Origin of the sequence: Pseudomonas bubulae (genome assembly GCF_037023725.1) — a bacterium.
GTDB classification, from domain to species: Bacteria; Pseudomonadota; Gammaproteobacteria; order Pseudomonadales; family Pseudomonadaceae; genus Aquipseudomonas; species Aquipseudomonas bubulae.
In genome coordinates, this window is sequence record NZ_CP146077.1 from 4,286,382 (window position 1) to 4,309,132 (window position 22,751).

Consider the following 22,751-nt stretch of genomic DNA (forward strand, 5'->3'; position numbering starts at 1 on the left):
CTGGTCGCCAGCCAAGTGTCCAGCTACAGTAAGCGCTTTACCGACCAGAGCCTTGTGCATGACTTTTCTGCGCCCTACCCTGTTGACGCTCGCTTGCCTGCTCGCATCACCGAGTTTCGCCGACGATTTACCGTCTCTGGGTGACGCCAGTTCGTCCATTGTCTCGCCACAGCAAGAGTACCAACTGGGCCGCGCCTGGCTGGGCATGTTGCGCGGCCAGGTGTCACAACTCAACGACCCGCAACTCAAGGACTACGTCGAGACCAGTGTCTACAAACTGGTCGAAACCAGCCAGGTGCAGGACCGCCGCCTGGAATTCATCCTGATCAACAGCCCGCAGCTCAACGCCTTCGCCGCACCCGGCGGCATCATCGGGGTTAACGGCGGCCTGTTCCTCAATGCCCAGACCGAAGGTGAATATGCCTCGGTAATGGCCCACGAACTGGCTCACTTGTCCCAACGCCACTTTGCCCGTGGCGTGGAAGCCCAGCAGCGCATGCAACTGCCGATGATGGCAGCGCTGCTCGCCGGGATCATCGTTGCAGCCTCTGGCGCAGGAGATGCCGGCATCGCTGCGATTGCTGGCACCCAGGCTGCGGCCCTGCAAGAGCAGCGACGCTTCTCGCGCCAGAATGAGCAGGAAGCTGACCGCATCGGCATTCTTAACCTGGAGAAAGCCGGTTACGACCCGCGCTCCATGCCCACCATGTTTGAGCGCCTGATGCGCCAGTACCGTTTTGATGGCAGGCCGCCGGAATTTTTGCTGACTCACCCGGTCACCGAGTCGCGTATCGCCGACACCCGCAACCGCGCGGAACAGGCCCGGCCAGGCGGCACTGAAGACAGCCTGCGCTATCAGTTGATCCGCGCCCGGGTGCAACTCAATTACGAAGAAACCCCGGGGCTGGCGGCCAAACGCTTTCGCCAGCAACTGGATGAAAATCCGAAAAATAACGTAGCCCGTTATGGCCTGGCGATTGCCTATATAAAAGGCAGCCAGTTCAACGAAGCCCGCGAGACGCTCAAGCCACTGCTGGAAAAGGCGCCCAACGACATCACCTATAACCTGGCACAGATCGAGCTGGACATGGACAGCAACCGCCTGAGCGAAGCCCAGCAACGTATCGACCGGATGCGCACCCTGTACCCGGGCAATTACCCGCTCAATCAGGCCCGGGTTGATTTGCTGCTCAAGCAGAATAATCCCAAGGAAGCCGACAAGGCCCTTGAGGCGCTGCTCAAGAGCCGCCCCGACGACCCGGATGTCTGGTATTCGGTTGCCGAGACCCGAGGTTTGTCAGGCAATATCATCGGCCTGCACCAGGCCCGTGCGGAGTACTTCGCATTGGTGGGGGATTACCGCCAGGCCATCCAGCAGCTGGATTTCGCCCAGAAGCTGACCAACAACTTTCAGCTGTCGGCACGCCTGGATGCGCGCAAGCGGGAGTTGATGGATCAGGAACGGGCGCTCAAGGAAATGATGAACTGAGCCTGACTGGCTCAGTTCCTGTGGGAGCGGGTTTGCTAATCAGGCATTCCCCGCCAGCTTCAACCGCGCCGCCTGGGTGAAATCCAGCATGCGCTTGAGCGGGCGAATGGCATGGGGCACCAGTGCCGGGTCGACAAAGATTTCGTTGCTGCCCTGCTGCAAGCATTCCAGCGTGCGCTCCAGGGTATTCATCGCCATCCACGGACAGTGTGCGCAACTGCGGCACGCCGCACCGTTACCCGCGGTCGGGGCTTCGATAAACACCTTGTCCGGGCACAACTGCTGCATCTTGTAGAAAATGCCGCGATCGGTGGCCACGATAAAGGTCTTGTTGGGCAGGTTCTGCGCCGCAGCAATCAACTGACTGGTAGAGCCCACGGCATCGGCCAGATCGATCACCGACTCTGGCGACTCCGGGTGCACCAGAATCGCTGCATCCGGGTACAGCGCCTTCATGTCTTCCAGCTGCTTGGACTTGAACTCTTCGTGAACGATGCAGGCACCGTCCCACAGCAGCATGTCGGCACCGGTCTGGCGCTGGATATAACGGCCCAGATGCTTGTCCGGCCCCCAGATAATGGTTTCGCCGTTATCCATCAGGCTTTCGACGATTTCCAGCGCGCAGCTTGACGTCACCACCCAGTCCGCCCGGGCCTTGACCGCCGCCGACGTGTTGGCATACACCACCACTGTGCGCTCGGGGTGCTTGTCGCAAAACGCGGAGAACTCTTCCACCGGGCAGCCCAGGTCCAGCGAGCAGGTGGCCTCCAGCGTCGGCATCAGCACGCGTTTTTCAGGGGTGAGGATTTTTGCGGTTTCGCCCATAAAGCGCACACCGGCGACCAGAATGGTCTTGGCCGGGTGAGCCGCGCCAAAGCGGGCCATCTCCAGGGAGTCAGAGACACAGCCGCCAGTTTCTTCGGCCAGGGCCTGAATCACCGGATCACAATAAAAGTGCGCCACCAGCACCGCGTCGCGGGCTTTAAGTTCAGCCGCGATTTGCGCCCGCAGGCTGAGGGCTTGAGCCTCAGTCAACGGCTTGGGCTGCTTGGCATCAAGGTGGGCTTGAACCAGAAGTCGTTCAGAAATTTGCGTCATGTTCGCAAGACCTGCAAGCGCTGTTGCGCGAAAGTCGAGTGTACCACCAGCTCCGGGCCGGCAAGCCCCGCTGGGAGAATGTGTGTTATCAGGCACGGACAAGCACTGAAGCGCGACAAGGCTACAGAATATCCTTGGGATTCAAAAGTTTAATGTGGGTATCAGGCAGGTAGATGCAGGCTGAGGGGCCTGCATCGGCTTTAGAACGGGGATTTTACTGAATCGCCGCCAGTACCAGCTCGGCCACCGGCCCGCCCGATGCCGGGTTTTGCCCGGTAATCAGCCGTCCGTCTGCGATGGCAAACGGTGCCCATGGGGTACCGGCCTTTTGATACAAGGCACCGCGCTTCACCAGCTCGGTTTCGGTCAGGTACGGCACATGCTGGCTTAATCCGGCCAGGTCTTCCTCTTCATTGGAAAAACCAGTGACTTTCTTGCCCTTGACCAGCAGTTCACCATTACTCAGCTTGATATTCAGTAAACCCACAGCGCCATGACACACCGACGAAACCACCCCGCCGTGCTCATAGATATGACGGCTGAGCGCTTGCAGTTTCTCGTTGTCAGGAAAATCCCAGATCACACCATGGCCGCCCGCGTAATAAATGGCGATATAGTCATCCGGGTTGACCTGATCCGGCGTCAGTGTTGCCCCAAGCCGGTTCATAAACGCCTTGTTGTGGTACCACTGCCAGTCAATCGGCGACGCCATGTCGGCGGCAAGGCTGTGGGGGTCGATCGGCGTGTACCCACCTTGCGGGCTGACGTAGTCGACGGCATAGCCTGCGGCCTCGACCTTGTGCACAAAATGCACGGCTTCGCCCAGCCATAAGCCTGTGGCGCGATCAAGGTTCGGGTATTTCTCGACGCTGGTCAGTACCACCAAAATCTTCTTGCTCATGGTCAACCTCCTGTTTGTGCGAACACCGGCAAACCGGTGGGAACAAGAGCATAGACCACAGCAACACGCATTCGTCCTGTGCACTCAAATCTTGCCGAACACCTTGAACACACTGATGATCGCAGGCCCGATGGCCACCAGGAAAAAGCTCGGCCACAGGCAGAAGATCAGTGGAAACACCAGCTTGGTACCGACTTTGGCGGCCTTTTCTTCAGCCAGCTGGGTGCGCCGATCGCGAAACTCTTCAGCATAAATCCGCAGGGTCGTCCCCACACTGGTACCAAAGCGAATGCTTTGTGCCAGCAAGCTCACCAGCCCGCGAATATCTTCCAGCCCGGTACGCTCGGCCAGGTGCTTGAGCGCCTCAGTACTGGGCACCCCGGCACGCACCTCGGCGTTGACCAGCGCCAGTTCCATGGCCAGGTCAGGCTGGCTGACGGCCATTTCCTCGGCCACCCGTTCAATAGCCTGGGGCAAGGCCAGGCCCGATTCCACACACACCACCATCAGGTCGAGGGCATCCGGGAAGGCAATGAGCAACCGCGACATGCGCGACTTCTTGCGTGAGCTGACATAGATCGCCGGTATCAACCAGCCCACCCCGAGCGCTACTGCCAGGATGCCGCCCCCCAACAGCAGCGACATGTTGGGAATAAACGGCAATGCCAGAAGCGCAATACCCATCAGCAGCAGTGGCAGCAGCAGACGAATCGCCCAGTACACCTGCACCGCAGACGGCGAGCGATAACCGGCATGGATCAGCAGGGTCCGGGTGGCCGATGCCCCCCGGGTCTCACCGGAGCTGAAACGCTGCCCGACCTGCTCCAGCATCATTTGCAGATTGCTCGGCGGCGCCCGGTGGTCGACACCATGCCCGCGCTTGATCAACATCAAGCGCCGCTGTACCGGGCTTTGCAGGCCCTTGACCAGCACCGCCAGGGTGACCACCACCAACACCACACTCAGGCCGATAAGCCCGGCAAACAGCATGCGGGTCAGTTGCTCGTTACCCACCATCCGGTTGATCAGTTCGAGTAAATAGTTCATGTCACCCTCCAGGGCGAGCCGTGTTCAAACCTGAATCCGGATGATTTTGCGAATCCAGAAAATCCCGATGATCATGGCCACAAAAGCCCCCATGATCAGCTTCTGGCCCATGGGCTCCTTGAACAGCAGGGGCATATAAGTCGGGCTGGAAATCAGGATGGCCAACGCCAGCACAAAGGGCATCGACACCAGAATCCAGCCGGACATCCGCCCTTCAGCCGAGAGCGTCTTGACCTTGCGATGGAAGCGAAAGCGCCCGCGGATCAGGCTGCTCAAGCGGGTCAACACCTCGGTCAGGTTGCCGCCGGTTTCGCGGTGGATCAGCACCGTGGTCACCAGCATCATCACCGTCATGCTGGGCACCCGTTCCAGCAGGCCGAGCATGGCCCGGCGCACATCATTGCCATAGTTGATATCGGCAAAGGCCAGGCCGAACTCGTAAGCCACCGGCCCGTGATGCTCTTCGGCAACCAGTTGCAGGGTTTCGTTAAACGGATGCCCGGCGCGCAAAGCCCGGCACATGGCATCCAGCGCATCGGGCAAACCCTCTTCAAACTGGGCAAAACGCTTGATGCGATCGTGGGAAATCTTCCAGATGGGTAGCCAGAAGCAGACAAACGCCGCTGGCAACGCCACCCACCACAGCTGCAACAACGACCACAGCACCAGCCCCACCGCCGTAGCCAGCACCAGCCCCAGCAGCAACACGCGGTAGGCCCTGTATTCATGGCCGGCCTGCTCGATCATCTGCGCCAGGGTTTCCATCATCGGCAACTGCTCAAGGCGGGCCTCAAGGGGTGGCAGACGCCGCAGGTATTTCTGGCGCAGGATCGACTGCATATTGGGCAGGTTACTCGCCCGCTCCAGCAGGTTCAGACGCCCGCGAATGCGCTTGCGCACCTGGTTGGCCTCACCGAACACCGGAATGGTCAAACCCTGACTGAGCAGGAACATGGCAGTGAACACCATGCCCAGGAACGCCAGGATAAATTCGCCAGGAACCTGATTCATGACTGCCCCTCCATCCATTCCGGCCGGAACAGGCTGAGCGGCAGCTCAATACCCCGTTTGGCCAGCACATCACGAAATGCCGGCACCATGCCGGTTGAGCGGAACTCGCCCAGCACTTCCCCTTTTTCGCCCATGCCGCTGCGTACAAAGGCGAAGATCTCGGTCATGGTAATGATGTCGCCTTCCATGCCGTTGATTTCCTGCACGCTGACCAGGCGCCGGGTACCATCCTCCTGACGCTCCAGCTGGATGACCACGCCGATGGCCGAGGCAATTTGCTGACGCATGGCCTTGATCGGAAAGGTGGCGCCGCTCATCGACACCATGTTTTCGATCCGCCCCAGCGCGTCGCGGGCCGTATTGGCGTGAATAGTGGTCAGCGACCCGTCGTGGCCGGTGTTCATGGCCGTCAACATATCCAGCGCCTCGGCGCCACGCACCTCACCGATCACGATCCGGTCAGGGCGCATACGCAGGCTGTTGCGCACCAGTTCACGCTGACCCACCTCGCCACGCCCCTCGATATTCGAGGGCCGGGTTTCCAGGCGCACCACATGGGGCTGCTGCAATTGCAGCTCGGCGGAGTCTTCAATGGTGACGATGCGCTCGTTGTGCGGGATAAAGCTGGAGAGCACATTGAGCATGGTGGTCTTGCCGCTGCCGGTGCCGCCGGAGATCAGCACATTGAGCCGCCCGCGCACGATGGCCTTGAGCATCAGGGCAATGGCCGGGGTCAGGGTGCCCATCTGCACCAGGCTCTGGGTATTGAGCAGGTCTACGGCGAAGCGGCGGATCGACATGCTCGGCCCGTCGATGGCCAGCGGCGGGATGATCGCGTTGACCCGCGACCCATCCTTGAGCCGTGCATCCACCAGGGGCGAGGACTCATCGATACGCCGCCCGAGGCTGGAGACAATACGGTCGATGATATTGAGCAGATGATGATCGTCGCGAAAGCGCACATCGGTTCTCTGCAATTTACCGAAGCGCTCGACGTACACCGAGTCAAAACCATTGACCAGAATGTCCGATACGCTGCTGTCACCCAGCAGCGGCTCCAGCGGCCCGAGGCCCAGCACCTCGTCGGTAATCTGCTTGATGATCAACTGACGGCTGCTGGCACTGACCGGTGCCGAGTATTCATCCAGCAGGCGCTGACTGATCTCGCGAATCTGGCGCCCTGCATCGGCCAGCTCCAGGGTGTCGAGCAAGGACAGGTCCATGACCTTGAGCAACTGCTGGTAAATCTTCTCCCGCCACTCGGCCTCCATGGAGCTGAGCTTGGTGCGGGTTTCATACACCACATCCGGCACGCTGGCTTCCCAGGCCATCAATACACTGGTGCAATCGGCGCCCTCGACAGGCAGTGCCACCACTTCTGCGGAGGCCAGCTTGCCGGCTTGCTGACGCAGACGATTACGAAAGTCGCTGAGCATGGCTTATCCTCCGAACAGACGGCTGAAAGTACGTTTGAGCAAACCTGCTTCAGTGGCCTCGATGCCGATCAGGCTCTGGCTCAGCTCACGCAGGCTCAAGGTGATGCTGGCACGGGGAGCATGCAGCTCCAGGGGCACCCCGGTATTCTGGCTTTCACTGACCACCGCATAGTCATTGGGCAACTTTTGCAGTTCCGCGCAGCGCAAGGCTTCGCTGATGTCCTTGGGTTTAAAGGGCGACGCCTTGTCAAAGCGGTTAAGCACCACATGCAGACGATTGCCCTGCACGCCCAGGTCGTCGCGCAGAATGCGCACCAGGCGGTTGGCGTCCTGCAGATGGCTCAAGCTTTGCTGCAGCACGATATAGACCCGGTCCGACTGTTCCAGGGTGATGCCGGTGAGGTGATCAATATGCCGCGGCAAATCCACCACGACCCAGTCATAGGTGCTGCGCGCCAGTTTCAGCAAACTGTCCAGTTGCTCCAGGCGAATTTCCTGGGACAGGCACAGCTCATCGGTGCGGCCGCCCAGCACATGCAGACTGGGGCTGAAATGACTGCAGAAACCCCGCAGCGCCACGCTGTCCAGGGTATCGATCTGTTGCAGCACATCGGTATGGCTGTGGGTGGGCAACACATCCAGACTGTGAGCCAGGCTGCCGAATTGCAGGTCCAGATCCAGCAGCAGGGTTCTGCCGCCCTGCACACTTAATTGATGAGCCAGATTGCAAGCCAGCATCGAGGCACCCGAACCGCCCTTGGCATTCATCACCGACACCAGTTTGCCCTTGCTCCCATACTCGCTGTGCTGCTCCAGCTGCATGCGCTCCAGCGCCGACTGCAAGTCCTCGGCCGACACTGGCTCCGGCAAAAAGTCACGGGCCCCGGCCTGCATGGCCATACGCATGCCTTCATGCTCATCCAGCGACCCGCACACCAGCAGTGGCGGACGCTCCTTGAGCGGATGCTGCAACAACGCCGCCAGTTCCTCGCGCCATAAATGACTTACGCGCAACAGCAGAAAATCAGGCTGCTGTTCCAGGCCGTAGAGCGGGTCAGTGTGGCCATTGCTCACCAGCCGCGTACTCACCTGCAAGTGGGCTATGCCCTGGCTCAAGGCCTTGAGATGATTCAAGGCCGCGGCATCACGGCCGCTGATCAACAGGCGCATTCCCTGGCGGTCTGATGACGTAGCCGCCGTCACTTCTCGGACACTTAACATGGCGTAATCCCCGGTGTAACCGCCGGATCAGGCTGGCGGCCAAGACTCTCACGAGGCACGGTCGACCTGAACGTGGGCAGAATGAAGACCCCCCTGAAGCCGGGGATCAACAGATTGAAACTGAAGTTGGTCACCTGCAGTTGCACATAACGAATGGCGGCAAAACCGCCGGCCCCCACCAGATCATTGGGGCTGGAGACCACTGCACCGTTGGCGTCCAGATAGATCAGGTTCAGATTGGCACTGGTCAGGCTGGCGATCAGGCTGCTTGGCCCGGCATTGCCCGCCGTGTTGAACATGGCACGACGCAGGATGACCGGGTCCTGGATATTGCACACCGCTGCCAGCCGCGCGCCGCGACGCACCGACTCGCTCAGCACATTGACGGTGAAGTACAGCCGGCCCATTTCCAGTGCGCCAAACAGCAGGGTGAAGAGCACCAGAGCGGTGATGGCGAACTCGACGATATACACGCCACCCATGCGTTTTCGGTTCATCACAAGGCCCTCATTACGACCGTTGAAGTCAACAGCAGGCCCAGTGGCACGCTGCTGCCATACAGCGCAGGAATGGCGCTGCCGAGCGCCGGGACAAAGGTGTAGGCAATGCTGACCCGTACATGGTTGGTGCCCACCGCACTCACCGTGACATCACCGGTGGTCAGGCCTGGTGCCGCCGCCGGGTAACCGTTGGGGTTGGCCGGCAGGCCATAAACGGCAACGTTTTTGGTCTTGGTGACCAGCGCCGCGTTCAGGTCCAGCGTGCCCAGGGTGGCGTTCCACGCCTGGCTGGCCACATAACGCCCGGCATCACGGCTGGCCTGCTGCAGGCTGTTGTACTGGAACAGCATGCGGCCGAACTCGGCGAAGGCCAGCATCAGCAACACCAGCAGCGGCAGGGTCAGCGCCAGTTCGACCATCGCCAGGCCCCGCTGGGCGCGGGACGACCTGAATCCACAGCGTCTCATGAGACCTCCTAGGAGTCGGTGCTCGGCGTCTGGTTGTTGTCGATATAGGTTTTGTACAGCTGGATCACCTGTGGCCCGGCGTTGGCCGCAGGGTTGGGACCCGGTACGTTGTCGCCTTCGCACACGCTGACGAACTGGCCGAAGATTTGCGCTTCATTACCCTGCTGAGCGGCTGGCTGCATCACGAAATAGCAGCCAAAGCCCAGCACCGGAATCGCCGAGGCTCCGTCGTTCTTGCCCGAGCAATCGCCGATCACGATTTTCAGGATCCGTCGTTCAAATACACCATTGCCCTGGCAACCGGCGCCGCCGCCCACACAAGCTGCCTCGTCCTGCTTCCAGTTGTTGTAGTCGTACAGGGCACCGCTGCTGGTGGACAGGTTGCCGCTGCTGGACGTGACCGTATTGCCGTCATACAGAATCGGCGCAGGCGACCCGGCGTAGGTAAATGACTTGGGATTGACGGTAACCACCAGGTCCGGCGGATAGTCAGAAGCACTGAGGCCACCCTTGTATTCGTTAAAGCGCGTATTGAGGCCCTGGGAAGCCGGGCCCACGGTGTTGCCCGGCTTGGTCTGGGCAGTTGCACCGACGATATTGCACTGGTCGATCCCCCCCGCCAGCGCTTCCCTGACCGTCTTGCCGCCCGAACCGAAATCCAGCAGCTGAAAATTGCCCGGACCGATGGGCGAATTGTTGTTGGCGGCAGTTTTCAGTACCTGCAGATCACCGAACGTGAAACCCCAGAACATCCCCGCAGCCGGATTGTTCTGCGCAGGGTTGCCGCACACCAGCAGCGGCGTCAGATCACAGGGGCCGCTGCTCGGGCTGGGCCCGGCAGTGGCCACCGCCGCGACGGCCTTGCCGGTGGCGTTACCGTTGTCCAGCGCCTGGAATACGCCCCAGAAAAAACTGCTCAGGGGATAGTTGTTCACCGTGACCCGAACAAAGGTCGCATTGGTCGGCCCCGGGAAAGAAAACGGCCCGTAGACACTGGTGGCCAGTTCCACCGAGGCAAAGCCTGACGGGTTGGCCGTGATGGCCCTGCCCAATTCCTCGTTGCCCGTCGCATTGGCATTGAGGCTCAGGGTATTGAGGGCCGCTGTTTGCGTCAGGCTGGCCGAGCCGGTCGCCCCCACTACCATGCTGAGCGTCTTGGCCCCGCTCAACGCCGCCGCATCCACGGCGTTTTGCAACCGGGTCTTGTTCAGCAGCATATGGCTGCCGTCCAGGGCCAGGGCGCCCATCAACAGGAGCGAAGCCATGGCAATCACCACCAGGACCAGCATGGCGCCGCGCTGTTGCCGGGGAAACGCGGTGTGGGGCTGTTGGATACGCGCGTTCATGATGGTTCACCTTGATAGTGTTGCGCGGCCGCTGCCCGGCCCTCTACATCGCTTTTTCAACCGTGGCCGCGACACCGCGGATGACAATCACGCCACCGTCATTGGCCGGTGCACGACGGCGAGCCACCGGCTTGGCCATCACGGTCGGCAGTACCGGCGCCGCCATGGCAACGGGTTCAGCCGCAATGGGTGTCTTGTTGTTATCCAGCGGGTTGCGCAAGGCCAGTTGCACCTTGCCAGCGCTCATGCCCTTGACCAGCACTTCGGCCTGGGCGGGGGTCATCTCCAGGGTTACCGCACGCACCACCACCGGTTGGGTCTTGTCAGTGCTGGCGGTCTGGTCAACAGCCAGTACCCGCAGGTCCTGGAGAATGGTCTTCGACTCGGCATTACCTTCGCTACCAACCTGCCGGGTTGCCAGCACGTCGACCCGATTACCCGGCAGCAGGAAGCCGCCGACGCCCACCACGTCATCCACCCGCACCGAGATGGCCCGTTTGCTGGGTTCGATCAGCGAGGCCAGGGTGCTGCCACCCATATGCTCGGCCAACCGTGCCCCCCGCAGAATGTCGCCGCGCAGCAGGGAGAAGGTGGCGATCTTGCCGACCACTTTTTCAGTGGTGTCGAAGGCGTCTTCGGGGGCTGCATCCCTGGGCATGCGCACCACCGTCACTTGCTGGGGCTCGATCATCTGCCCGAAAGCGATTTCCACCGTGGCAATCACCACGTTTTGCTGGTTATCGTCAGGGCTGGTGTTCAGCCGTGCCGTGAGCCAGTTATTGGCCATCCATGTAGCCCCCAGCCCGAGGATCACGGACAGGACAATCAAAGTCAGCGTGCGCGAGTTCATGACGGTAACTCCTTAGCCAAGAAAATCGAGTTGGACGAAATAGTTGCGCCACGCCCACTCAAGCTCCTGAGTAGTCAGTGGCCCCGCCCCCTCCAGATAACGCTGGCGATCGCACGCCATATTCAACAGATCCCGGGGATGACATGGCACCAGGGGCATGTTTTCGGCGCCATACAGGTCGTGCAGCACGAAACTGAGCAACAGCGGGTCATAGGGGATACCCAGGCGCTGCGTCTCTTGAATCCAGATGCGTTCGTATTCGCCAGGCTTGAGGTAGCCAAATTGCAGCTTGTAGCCAATGCGCCGCAAAAATGCTTCGTCAGCCAGCTCCAGCGGATTGAGGTTGGTGGAGAACACCAGGATCAGGTCAAACGGCAGTTCGCAGTGGCGCCCGCCCCCCAGGTTGAGGAAATCTCGCCTCTCTTCCATGGGCACAATCCAGCGGTTCAACAACTCGCCCGGGGTCATGCGCTGACGCCCCAGATCGTCGATGATCAGCAGGCCGTTACTGGCCTTGAGTTGCAACGGTGCCTGGTACTGACGGGCATAAGGGTCATAACGCACATCCAGTTGTTCCATCGTCAACTCACCACCGGTGATCACGATCGGCCGTTCGCAGCACAGCAAGCGGCGGTCTATGCCCTCGTTGAGCATCAAGCCGTTTTGATGTTCGTCATCGCCCAGGCGCTTGTGTACCTGAGGGTCAAAGATCTCGATCACCGATTCATTGATGGCGATGGCATGAGGCACCCAGATCGCTTCGGCAAACAAGCGGATCAGCCGACTGCTGACATAGGTCTTGCCGGTACCCGCAGGCCCGTAAATCATGATGGCGCGCCCGGAATTCAAGGCAACACCCAGTTGATCGAGCATGCTTTGCGCCAGCACCATCGAACCGAAACAGTGGTGCATGTCATGGGCGCTGATACGCCCGTGGTGAATGGTCTGCAACTTCAGCAGCGAGCGGTAGGCACTCACCGGGTAAGGCGCTGCACCTATGTAGCCACTGCGGGCCAGGGCATCGCGGGCACTGTTGCGGCCGCGCTCGGTCAAGCCGTAGCGCATGGCCTGCCCCCCTGCCTGGCCCAGTACTTCGACGCGACGGTCCTTGCGCAGGAACGTGAGGATTTCTTCCATTACCGCACCGGTAAGCGCCAGTCGCGCCACCAGCTGCACCATGTCCAGCACACCCGCATCGTATAAATGCTTGCACACCAGATCACCGAGAAAATTGTCTGCCAATCCGGTTTCAAGGATGGTCCGTGGTTGTGGAGCCAGTAGTTGTACCGCTTCGCGCTCATCGAGAGAAACACGGTTGCTGCTGATGGCGTACATGGTGTTCTCCTGAACTAGTGGCCCAAGGTCAGCCAAAAGACGCTGGCCAAGGTGCCGAGCAAAACGGCGACCGAATAAGGGAAAGGTTTGCCGGCCACTTCAGCAGCGTGGGGGGGGAAGTAGGCGCGTGCCCTGAGCATCAACCAGTAGCGGCCCAGGGTTTGCAGGGCCTGGCCCTGCACCAGGACGATCAATAACCCGCATACCCCACCTGCAATCAGGCTGAAAAACGCAGCCCAGAGGGCGTCATGGGGGGTTAAAAATGCGCCGGCCATGGCCATTAACTTGACGTCCCCGGCGGCCATCCCGCCAACGGCGTACATGGGCAGGAAAATTCCGAAACCGATCAGCATGCCCAGCAGTGAATGCCCCAACCCGATAAAGCCTGCGGCCCAGGTCTGGCCGACCAGGCCCAGTACCAGCCCCAGCAAAACAAGAAGGTTGGGAATGCGGTGACTGCGAAGATCGCTCACCACCGCAACTCCCAGCAGCCCTAAAAGCAATACGACAGGAGCAATCAGTAACTCGCTCATGGCTGCACCCTCAACAGGAGACATCGTGTTAGCAGACAGTGCCCTTGACAGCACATCCCAGACTGGTGATTGCTGTTTTCACATTGCCGCCCAGGGTGATAAACGCGGCGACAGCGCCCAGTGTTATCAGCCCGCCTGCCACTGCATATTCCACAATGGTCAGGCCATCTTCGTCGTTGATAAACTTCACTACGGAAGTCTTGATTGATTGCAGGCTCATTTCGTCCACCTCACTCAATGTTTGATATCAAGAAGCAGGGCTATTTGCGCTGCTTGATTGGATCTTAGCCAGAGGGTTATTTGAGGGTTAGGAGATTTTTGCTGACTGCTAGGACTTTATTGACATTACCCAGAAACAGTTAAACCCCACCTATTCAAGAGCAGGTAACTGCCACTAACAGACTCTTTATATGCAATCCGTACTACAATTAATCAGGCACAAAAAAACCGGCTTAAGGGTGCTGGGCTAGAGGGGACGTATAGCGCAACAGACTAAGCCGGGGGTTTCATAGCAGGATTTAATCTTCACAACCTCACAGCAACAGCGATACTTATGTACGGGTTGGTATCATTGGCGCTGCAAACCGGCAGCCAGCAACTGCAAAGGAGCCATGCCCCAGTGATCATTGCCCGTGCATCAGCAGGTAGTACCCTTGACCGCACACCCCAGGCTGGTAATGGCGTCCTTGACGTTGCCACCCAGGGTGACGAATGCCGCAACCGCCCCCAGGGTTATCAAGCCACCGGCCACGGCGTATTCAACAATGGTCAGGCCGTTCTCATCCTTAATAAAGGCCTGGACGGAAGTTTTAATGGTTTGCAAGTTCATTTTGTTCACCTCACTCGAGTGGCTTGCCCAAAGCGATTACTAAATGCACCGCCTGATTGAAGGCTAGCCATCGGTGGAAGGAGCGGTTAGGAGTTTATTGTCGAACAGCAGGATTTTTTTGCACTAATTAGATAGGCAAACACCCTGATCGGATCCAATTAAAAACCAACTTGAAAGTGCGCGTACATATTGATTCGACCTATCAACCCGACAGCGCTCTGCACAAGAAAGGATTAGGTGAATGAAATCTGAAGCTGTCAAACAACCTCATCTCCTATGGTTCGACCTTACCCGCAATCAATCCACTGAAGCCCTCATGCTGCCCTTTCGTTCCGCCTGTCACTGCCTGCTGGACACCCCCCGGGCCTGGGCCAACAAACACCGCGAACCAGTGCCAGACATGATCTGCATGCATTTTGACTGCCCCGACCTGGCGGGGCTCAGCCTGTTGCAGGAAATCAAACTCAAGTCGCCCTCTATCCCGATCACCATGTTTACCGTGCAGCACTCCGAAGAGCTTGCGATCTGGGCCATGCGTTCGCGAGTCTGGGAATACGTGGTGCTGCCCTTGAGTGCGGCCGAGATCAACCGTTACCTCAACGCCCTTGAGCAACTGTGTACATTGAGAAGCGCCGCCGGGAACAACAAGGCATTGCCGATCGAACATGGTCCTGCTCTGCCCGACAGCATCCGCCTGACCACCGACCATCAAAAGCACAACGCACTGCACAATGTGCTGCAGTACATCGATCAGCATTACTGCGAAAGCATTGACCAGAAAGACCTGGCCAAGCGCTGCGGGATGACTACCTTTCGCTTTAGCCGCCTGTTCAAGGAAGTCTACGGGCTGGGCTTTATGGACTACATACTGGGCAAGCGCATGGACAGCGCCAAGGACCTGCTCGACAACAGCCAGATGCCCATTACCAGTATCGGCTATGAAGTCGGCTTCAAGGACCCCTCCTACTTCGCCCGCGCATTCAAGCAATACGCGGGCAGTACCCCCAGCGAGTATCGCCAGGCGCGACGCAGTGATGTGCCATTATCGGATGAAATCCTCACCCAGGTCATCCAGAGCCTGGCGCGCAGTGCCGAGGGCTGAAGACCTCAGCGTTGCAGCGGTGCATAGGGCGTGAAAAAGTCCGAGCCCAGCCACTGCGGGGTTTTTTCATCCACCGCGTTTGGGCTGCGCACATAACTGTCGGCCGATTTAACATCGCCCTTGCCGTCATACACCGCCACATCCGGGTACGGTAACACCAGGCGTGTACGCCCGTCGTTGGCAGGGTCCTGGGCGACAGACCGGGGCGCCATCATTGACGGTTTTTGGTCCGCAGCAGCCCGGCCCGGCAGATTGGTCGGTGCGCCAAACTCGCTGGCAGCGGCCTGTTTGCTGCTGGCCTGCAAGGTCACAATGGCAGCGGGGGCCTGACCCTTTTCGACCCATGACATCATGGGTGTCAGCAGGTCCAGCAGGCTCGGGCCTTCACCGCCACCACAGTGGTAAACCCCTGGCAGCAGATAAAGCCGCTCGAAGGACTCGGCCTTCGACTTGCCCATCTGCACCTGCACCGCCTGGTGGTAGGCGATGGTGTTCAGGGGCGAGATATGCTGATCGGCCCAACCGTGCCACAGGATCAGCTTGCCGCCGCGGTCTGCGAATGCCGACAGATCCGGGTTGGTGGCGTCATACAGTGGGTGCAGGGCGCGCAATTGATCCAGGGTGCTGCGATCAAACTTCACGTCCGCCAGGCTGTAATCTGCTCCCGGATTGCGCTCGAAGGCCAGATTGCGCAAGACATCCAGGGCCATCTTTTCACTGTTGATCGGCTGATCGACGCTGTCCGGCACAAACACCCCGGCCCAGGCCAGTTCGGAACCCGGCTGTGGCCCGGCAATGGTCAGGCGTTCACCGGTAGCCGGGTCACGCGGGCCGTCATAAAGGCTTCGGGCCGCCTCCACCTCCCTGGCGCTCAGGCAGTCCGAAGTATCCGTCGCAGAGGCCTTGCACTGCACAGTTGCAGGATCAAAACGGCAAGCCCGGGGGTCGCTGATCAGACCATCGACCTGCCCGTCCAGCGCGTCGCACTGCTGCAGCACAGCCTGGTGCAGGATCGGCAGGCGCGAGGCTACAAGAATCGCCTTGCCCTCCCCGTCCTGATTGGCGCGGGCCTGCCAGGCATGATAAATCGAATTCTGCACCAGAAAATTCAATGCCGGCGCCCCGGCAATGATGCCGTTGAAATCGTCGGGATAGCGCTGGGCTTCGATCAGGGCTTCGCGCCCGCCATCGGAGCAGCCGGTAAAATAAGCGTACGCAGGTTGCTGGCCGTAATAGGCGCCAATCAGTTGCTTGGCGGCCAGTGCCGTCAGGTGGACGCCGCGATGGGCGAAATCAGCACGTTTTTGTGCATCGTTGCCCCAACTGTTGTCCATGCCCTCGTGACCCATATCGGTAGCTGCCAGCACAAAGCCGCCGCTGTTCAGGGGGGCACAGCCTTCGGCCGCGCCCACCTGCAATGAAATCCGCCCGCACAGGCCGCCGCAACCCACTTGCAGATAACGCTGAGTCCAGGTGTGGGTTGGCAGCATGACCTTGAAACCGATGCTCGGCGCCAGCGTGCCTTGCACTTCACAGGCGGTAACCCCATTGCTGGTGGTTTCGCTGGCCGACACCACCTGGCTGCCCTTGCCGCCGATTGCCTGCAGATCAACCCGGGTCAGGGCCGCGCAGCTGATGGCGGGTTTGACCACGGGCAGCGCGGCGATGGGCGTTTCGGCCTGGGCCAGGTTCGGCAGTTGCAGGAGAAGCACTGTGCTGCCGAGAAATAGCCGGCGCAGGGTTTGGAGGGCGATCATGACAGCTCCTTTTCAATGAAAAATCCGGGGTAAACCTGCGCTCAGTTCCAGCCACCGCCCAGCACTTTGTATAACGTCACGCGGTTGCTTTGTTCGGCCAGTCGCAGGGTGATCAGATCTTGTTCGGCGCTGTACAGCGAACGCTGGGAAACCAGTGCTTCAAGAAAGCTTTGCGAACCACTGCGGTACAGTGCATCCGACAGCTCGTAGCTTTTGCGACTGGCCTCGGTCAGCGCTTGCTGGGCGCTCAGGCGCTGGTCCAGGGTGCTGCGCACCGCCAGTGCATCGGCCACTTCCTTGAACGCAGTCTGCAAGGTCAGCTGGTAGGTCTGCGCCTGTATCTCGCGTTCCACTTTGGCTGAGTCCAGCGTAGCCCGATTACTGCCGGCGTCGAAGATCGGCAGGCTAATACTCGGCGCAAAGCTCCACGCGCCGCTGCCGGCCTTGAACAGGCTCGACAGGCTGGTGCTGGCTGACCCGGCACCGGCGGTCAGGGTGATGCTGGGGAAGAACGCCGCCCGCGCCGCGCCAATGTCGATGTTGGCTGACATCAAGCTATGTTCAGCGGCCAGTACGTCCGGGCGACGCTGCAACAAGGTGGACGGCAACTCGGCTGGCACTTGCACCAGCATCGCCGCCGATTCCAGGCTGTCGCCCGGCAGCAGGCTGGCCGGGATGTCGCTGCCCACCAGCAGACGCAACGCATTCTGATCTTGCAGCACCTGACTGGCGTATTCGGCCACATCAACCCGCGCCGATTCCACGGTGGTTTGCGCCTCAGAGACCGCCAGCCCCGATGAACCACCCAAACCATGGCTGCGCTGGGTCAGTTCGTAGGTGGACTGCTGGCTGGTCAGCGTCTCTTGTGCCAATTTCAGGCGCTCGTTGTCCGCCGCCAACGTCAGCCACGCGGTGCCCACTTCGGCGACCATGCTGATCTGAGTGCTGCGGCGGGTTTCGGTCAGCGCCAGATAGGACTGCAGCGCTTCGTCCTGAAGGTTTTTGACTCGCCCGAACACGTCCACTTCGTAGCTGCTCAACCCCAGTTCGGCACTGTAGCTGTGGCTGGTGCTGCTGTTGGCCCGACTGGAACTGCCACTGACGCTGGCGTCGATCCCCGGAAACGAGGCGGCACGCTGGATGCGGTATTGCGCCTGCGCTTTTTCGATATTCAGGCTGGCCACCCGCAGGTCGCGGTTATTGGCCAAGGCCAGGGTCTGCAACTGCGCCAGACGCGGGTCGGTGAAAAACTGCTGCCATTGAATGTCCGCCGCCACCTGCCCTTTGGGCGTAGCGGTGCCCGGCAGCCATTGTTCGGCCACCGAGGCTTGCGGGCGCTCGTACTCAGCCGCCAGATTGATGCAGCCGCCCAGCAGTGCGAAAACGGCCAGCAGCGACCAACGAAAGTGACTCATGCTTCACCTGTACGGTCAGTGGTGGGGGTCGACACGCGGCTGAAACGGCGGCGAATCAACACGAAGAACAGCGGCACAAAGAAGATTCCCAGCACCGTGGCGCTGAACATGCCGCCCAGCACGCCGGTGCCGATGGCTTGACGCCCGGCCGAACCTGCACCGGAACTCATGGCCAGCGGCAACACGCCAAACATAAAGGCCAGCGAGGTCATCAAAATCGGCCGCAGACGTTGCCGTACCGCGATCAGCGTGGCGTCGATCAAACTGTTGCCCTGCTCTTGCAGATGCTTGGCGAACTCGACGATCAGAATGGCGTTTTTCGCCGCCAGCCCCACGGTGGTCAACAGCCCCACCTGAAAGTACACGTCATTGCTCAAGCCGCTGAAGCGGGTGGCGAGCACCGCGCCCACCACGCCCAATGGCACCACCAGCATCACCGAAAACGGCACCGACCAGCTCTCGTACAGCGCCGCCAGGCACAGGAACACAAACAGCACCGAAATCGCATACAGCAACGGCGCTTGCGAGCCGGACAGACGCAGTTGATAGGACTGCCCCGTCCATTCGTAGCTGATGCCTTCAGGCAGTTGCTTGATGATCGACTCCACAGCGTCCATCGCCACCCCGGAACTCACGCCCGGTGCCGGATCACCCACCACTTCCAGCGACGAACTGCCGTTGTAGCGCTCCAGCAGCGGCGAACCCGAGGTCCATGAGCTGCTGGCGAACGAGGAGAACGGCACCATTTCGTCATTGCTGTTGCGCACAAACCAGTGATCAAGGTCGTCAGCCTGCATCCGCGACGACGCCTGCCCCTGCACATAGACCTTTTTCACCCGGCCCTGATTGAGGAAGTCATTGACGTAACTGCCGCCCAACGCCGTGGATAACGTGGTGTTGATATCGCTGGTGGTCAGGCTCAGCGCCCCGGCTTTGCGGTCATCAATCGTCACCTTGAGCTGCGGCGTGTCGTCCAGACCGTTGCTGCGTACGCCTTGCAGGCGCGGGTCCTGTCTGGCCAGCTCGATCAGTTGCTCACGCGCCGCCACCAGCGCTTCATGGCCCAGCCCGGCGACGTCCTTGAGTTGCAAATCAAACCCCGAGCTTTGCCCCAATCCGCGCACGGCTGGCGGCTGCATGACAAACACATCGGCATCGCCGATGCTCGACAGCGCCTGCGTGGCGCGCTGCGCGATCGACGCTGAATCCTGCCCGGCGCCGGTGCGCTCGCTCCAGTCCTTGAGACGGATAAACGCCCGCGCCGAGTTCTGGCTATTGCCACCCATGCCCATGCCGGAAATGCTGATCATGGCCTCGACTTCCGGCTGTTGCAGGATGTAGCTCTCGAACTGTTTGAGCACCGCCTGGGTGCGGTCATCGGTGGCGCCTACCGGCAATTGCATCTGCGCCATGAGGATGCCCTGATCTTCATCGGGCAGGAACGAGGTGGGCAGTTTGGTGTAACCCACCGCCATCGCGGCGACCACCAACACGTACACCATCAGGCTGCGGCCACTGCGCTGCAAAATCTTGCCGACTACCCGTTGATACGCCTGGGCGCCGCGTTCAAAGGTGCGATTGAACCAGCCGAAGAAGCCGGTCTGCGGGCCGTGCCCGTTTGGGTCAACCGGCTTGAGCAAGGTCGCACACAGGGCCGGGGTCAGGGTCATGGCCACCAGCACCGAGAGCACCATCGCCGACACAATCGTCACCGAAAACTGGCGGTAGATAATCCCGGTTGAACCGCTGAAAAACGCCATGGGGATAAACACCGCGCTCAGCACCAGGGCGATGCCGATCAAGGCGCTGGTAATTTCATCCATCGACTGGCGCGTTGCCTCCAGCGGCGACAGGCCCTTCTCGCTCATCACCCGCTCGACGTTTTCCACCACCACAATGGCGTCATCCACTAGCAAGCCAATGGCCAATACCATGGCAAACATGGTCAGGGTGTTGATCGAGTAACCAAACATCGCCAGCACGCCAAAGGTGCCCAGCAGCACCACCGGCACGGTGATGGCGGGGATCAGCGTGGCGCGAAAATTCTGCAGGAACAGGAACATGATCAGCACCACCAGCACGATGGCCTCGCCCAGGGACTTGACCACTTCTTCGATGGACAGGCTGACAAACGGCGTGGTGTCGTAGGCGATCACGTTTTTGAGCTGCATTTCGCTCGGGTAGTACGGTTCCAGTTCGGCGAGCTTGGCCTTGACCGCCTCACCGACTTCCAGCGCATTGGCGCCGGTGGCCAGTTGCACGCCCATGGCGGCGGACGGTTTGCCATTAAGGGCCGAGTTGACGTCATAGCTGTCACTGCCCAGCTCCACCGTGGCCACTTCGCCGAGCAACACCACGGCACCGGCGCTGTTGGACTTGACCACCACATTGCGAAATTCTTCGGCGGTTTGCAGCTTGCTGCGCGCGGTGATGGTGGCATTGAGTTGCTGGCTGGCCACGGCGGGCAAGGCGCCCAATTGCCCGGCCGACACTTCGGTGTTTTGCGCCTCCAGGGCGGTGGTCACGTCAGAAGGCATAAGGGAATATTTTTGCAGCAGCGCCGGGTCCAGCCAGATGCGCATGGCGTAGCCCGAGCCCATGGCTTTGACTTCACCGACGCCGTCGATGCGGCTGATGGAGTCGAGCAAGGTGCTGGAGATGTAATCGCCAATCTGCGTGCCGGTCACGCTCGGGTTATCCGAGGCCAGCGCGGCAATCATCAAGAAATCCGAGCCGCCCTTGGTCACGGTCAGGCCTTCGCTCTGCACCGAGCTGGGCAGGCGCGATTCCACTTGCTGGAGCTTGTTTTGCACCTGCATCTGCGCCACGTCGGGATCCGTGCCGGCCTCAAAGGTGAGGTTGATACTGGCGCTGCCCGCCGAACTGCTGGAGGCCGACATATAGGTCAGCTTGTCGATACCGGTCATTTGCTGCTCGATCACCTGTGTCACCGAGTCCTCGACCGTTTTGGCCGATGCGCCGGTGTAGGTGGCGGCGATTTTCACGGTGGGCGGTGCAATGTCCGGGTACTGTTCAAGGGGCAATTGGGTGATCGACAGCGCGCCCGCGAGCATGATCACAATGGCAATCACCCAGGCAAAAATCGGCCGATCAATAAAGAAACGCGCCATGCTCAACCCTCCTTGGCAATTGCAGTGGGTGCGGCACGGGTTGGCAGCGCACGGGTTTCGCTGTTTTGTGCCAATACCTCGTTGCCCACCCGGACTTTCTGCCCGCCCTCGACAATCACCTGATCACCGGCATTCAACCCGGAGGTGACCCACCATTGATTGCCCACGGCACGGTCAATGGTCAGCACGCGCTGTTCGACCTTGCCCTCGACCACCACCAGCACCGAGGTCACGCCGCTGGCGCTGCGGGTGACGGCTTTTTGCGGGATCAAAATCGCCCTGTCGTCGGTGGCCTGATCCAGCACGGCGCGTACATACATACCCGGCAATAACAGGTGATCGGGGTTGGGGAAGACAGCGCGCAGGGTCACGGTGCCGGTGCCTTCAGTGACGGTGACGCCACTGAACTTGAGGCTGCCGGCGTGGTTGTAGGTGCTGCCGTCATCGAGTTTGAGCAACACCGGGGTTTCGCCCTGGCCATTGTTTTGCAGGGTGCCGCTGGCCAGGTCGCGTTTCAGGCGCAGCAACTCGCTGGTCGACTGGGTGACGTCGACATAGATCGGGTCCAGTTGCTGCACGGTGGTCAGCGCGGTGTCCTGGCTGGCCACCACCAAGGCGCCGGGGGTCACGGTGGAGGTTTCGATGCGGCCACTGAGCGGCGAACTGATGCGCGTGTAAGCCAGATTGATGCGCGCGGTTTCGACGTCGGCCAAGGCCACTTGCAGGTCGGCCTCGGCCGTTTGCAGGCTGACCTGCGCGTCTTCATTATCTTGCTGGCTGATGGCGTCTATTTTCGCCAGTTGCGCGTCGCGCCGGGCCGTGGCCTGAGCCGATTTGACGGTGGCACGGGCCTTGGCGGCGGTGGCCTGCATCTGGGCAAAGGCGGCCTTGTATGGCGCCGCATCAATTTGATACAGCGCCTCGCCGGCCTTGACCTCGGCCCCTTCGACGAACAGGCGCTGCTGCACAATGCCGCTGACCTGAGGACGGATCTGCGCAACCATAAATGCCTGGGTGCGACCGGCCAGCTCGGTGGTCAATGCCTGACGCTGCGGTTGCACAGTGAGCACCGAAACCTTGGGTTTTTCGGCAACGGGCGCGGAATCACCGGCCGAGCATCCGCTCAACACAACGAGAACCAGCAAAGACACAATAACAGCGGCGGTTACCAGGGATTTGGTAAACAGTTTGATCGACATGGCGGCCTCTACAAGACAGTTGGCTGATGTCATGGTGCGAGGCAAATGTGCAGGAAAATTGAAGATTGCCCGCAAGCCTTGAAT

Annotated in this window: 20 protein-coding genes; 2 read left to right on the forward strand and 18 right to left on the reverse strand. The window is 60.3% G+C overall.

The genetic code is table 11. From position 1 onward, the window contains the following. The first annotated feature begins 58 nt into the window (after positions 1-58). Positions 59-1,489, forward strand: a complete 1,431-nt coding sequence (locus tag V6L81_RS19705; RefSeq protein ID WP_095001724.1) for a M48 family metalloprotease — start codon at positions 59-61, stop codon at positions 1,487-1,489. Positions 1,490-1,528: 39 nt separating this feature from the next. Here the strand turns inward: V6L81_RS19705 and nadA are convergent, their stop codons facing one another. From nadA to V6L81_RS19775, 14 genes are all read right to left on the reverse strand, one after another. Beyond that, on the reverse strand, positions 1,529-2,587 hold the full coding sequence (nadA, locus tag V6L81_RS19710) for a quinolinate synthase NadA (protein WP_095001725.1): 1,059 nt from the start codon (positions 2,585-2,587) through the stop codon (positions 1,529-1,531). A 214-nt stretch (positions 2,588-2,801) separates the two neighbouring features. Then, positions 2,802-3,488, reverse strand: coding sequence for a type 1 glutamine amidotransferase domain-containing protein (locus V6L81_RS19715; RefSeq protein ID WP_095019328.1), 687 nt, complete (start codon positions 3,486-3,488; stop codon positions 2,802-2,804). 84 nt (positions 3,489-3,572) lie between these two features. Then, a complete protein-coding gene (locus tag V6L81_RS19720) occupies positions 3,573-4,535 on the reverse strand; it encodes a type II secretion system F family protein (RefSeq protein ID WP_095001733.1) in 963 nt (320 codons plus the stop codon). A gap of 24 nt (positions 4,536-4,559) precedes the next feature. Beyond that, the gene (locus tag V6L81_RS19725; RefSeq protein ID WP_095001734.1) at positions 4,560-5,546 is read right to left on the reverse strand and encodes a type II secretion system F family protein; all 987 of its coding nucleotides are present in this window, start codon (positions 5,544-5,546) and stop codon (positions 4,560-4,562) included. Continuing rightward, on the reverse strand, positions 5,543-6,982 hold the full coding sequence (locus tag V6L81_RS19730) for a CpaF family protein (protein ID WP_095001735.1): 1,440 nt from the start codon (positions 6,980-6,982) through the stop codon (positions 5,543-5,545). Before V6L81_RS19730 ends, V6L81_RS19725 begins: the two co-directional genes overlap by 4 nt. Positions 6,983-6,985: 3 nt before the next feature. Next, positions 6,986-8,203, reverse strand: a complete 1,218-nt coding sequence (locus V6L81_RS19735) for an AAA family ATPase (protein WP_095001736.1) — start codon at positions 8,201-8,203, stop codon at positions 6,986-6,988. Then, a complete protein-coding gene (locus V6L81_RS19740; RefSeq protein ID WP_095001737.1) occupies positions 8,197-8,700 on the reverse strand; it encodes a TadE/TadG family type IV pilus assembly protein in 504 nt (167 codons plus the stop codon). Before V6L81_RS19740 ends, V6L81_RS19735 begins: the two co-directional genes overlap by 7 nt. Then, the gene (locus V6L81_RS19745) at positions 8,700-9,170 is read right to left on the reverse strand and encodes a TadE/TadG family type IV pilus assembly protein (protein ID WP_095001738.1); all 471 of its coding nucleotides are present in this window, start codon (positions 9,168-9,170) and stop codon (positions 8,700-8,702) included. Before V6L81_RS19745 ends, V6L81_RS19740 begins: the two co-directional genes overlap by 1 nt. Positions 9,171-9,178: 8 nt before the next feature. Beyond that, the gene (locus tag V6L81_RS19750) at positions 9,179-10,519 is read right to left on the reverse strand and encodes a TadE/TadG family type IV pilus assembly protein (protein ID WP_238705536.1); all 1,341 of its coding nucleotides are present in this window, start codon (positions 10,517-10,519) and stop codon (positions 9,179-9,181) included. Positions 10,520-10,559: 40 nt separating this feature from the next. Further along, positions 10,560-11,366 carry a Flp pilus assembly protein CpaB gene (cpaB, locus tag V6L81_RS19755; RefSeq protein WP_095020918.1) on the reverse strand — a complete coding sequence of 269 codons (807 nt, stop codon included), beginning with the start codon at positions 11,364-11,366 and terminating at the stop codon, positions 10,560-10,562. A 12-nt stretch (positions 11,367-11,378) separates the two neighbouring features. After that, positions 11,379-12,701: an AAA family ATPase gene (locus V6L81_RS19760; RefSeq protein ID WP_095001741.1), complete on the reverse strand. Its 1,323-nt coding sequence runs from the start codon at positions 12,699-12,701 to the stop codon at positions 11,379-11,381. A 14-nt stretch (positions 12,702-12,715) separates the two neighbouring features. Then, positions 12,716-13,234: a prepilin peptidase gene (locus V6L81_RS19765; protein ID WP_095001742.1), complete on the reverse strand. Its 519-nt coding sequence runs from the start codon at positions 13,232-13,234 to the stop codon at positions 12,716-12,718. 28 nt (positions 13,235-13,262) lie between these two features. Beyond that, positions 13,263-13,454 (reverse strand): Flp family type IVb pilin, encoded by a 192-nt coding sequence (locus V6L81_RS19770; RefSeq protein WP_016782274.1) that lies wholly within the window; start codon positions 13,452-13,454, stop codon positions 13,263-13,265. 417 nt (positions 13,455-13,871) lie between these two features. After that, a complete protein-coding gene (locus V6L81_RS19775; RefSeq protein ID WP_095001743.1) occupies positions 13,872-14,063 on the reverse strand; it encodes a Flp family type IVb pilin in 192 nt (63 codons plus the stop codon). 241 nt (positions 14,064-14,304) lie between these two features. On the opposite strand from V6L81_RS19775, the gene V6L81_RS19780 reads away from it, so the two are divergent. Further along, the gene (locus V6L81_RS19780; protein WP_095001744.1) at positions 14,305-15,165 is read left to right on the forward strand and encodes an AraC family transcriptional regulator; all 861 of its coding nucleotides are present in this window, start codon (positions 14,305-14,307) and stop codon (positions 15,163-15,165) included. 5 nt (positions 15,166-15,170) lie between these two features. On the opposite strand, the gene V6L81_RS19785 is transcribed toward V6L81_RS19780, so the two are convergent. From V6L81_RS19785 to V6L81_RS19800, 4 genes are read right to left on the reverse strand one after another with little or no spacing between them, the layout of a single operon-like run. Then, a complete protein-coding gene (locus V6L81_RS19785) occupies positions 15,171-16,922 on the reverse strand; it encodes a tannase/feruloyl esterase family alpha/beta hydrolase (RefSeq protein WP_338660279.1) in 1,752 nt (583 codons plus the stop codon). Positions 16,923-16,963: 41 nt separating this feature from the next. Further along, entirely contained in the window at positions 16,964-18,337 is a 1,374-nt protein-coding gene (locus tag V6L81_RS19790) for an efflux transporter outer membrane subunit (protein WP_338660280.1), read from the reverse strand. Continuing rightward, the gene (locus V6L81_RS19795) at positions 18,334-21,468 is read right to left on the reverse strand and encodes an efflux RND transporter permease subunit (RefSeq protein WP_218722839.1); all 3,135 of its coding nucleotides are present in this window, start codon (positions 21,466-21,468) and stop codon (positions 18,334-18,336) included. The genes V6L81_RS19790 and V6L81_RS19795 overlap by 4 nt, the downstream gene beginning before the upstream one ends. A gap of 2 nt (positions 21,469-21,470) precedes the next feature. Next, positions 21,471-22,667, reverse strand: coding sequence for an efflux RND transporter periplasmic adaptor subunit (locus V6L81_RS19800; RefSeq protein ID WP_095032092.1), 1,197 nt, complete (start codon positions 22,665-22,667; stop codon positions 21,471-21,473). Between the last annotated feature and the right edge of the window lie 84 nt (positions 22,668-22,751).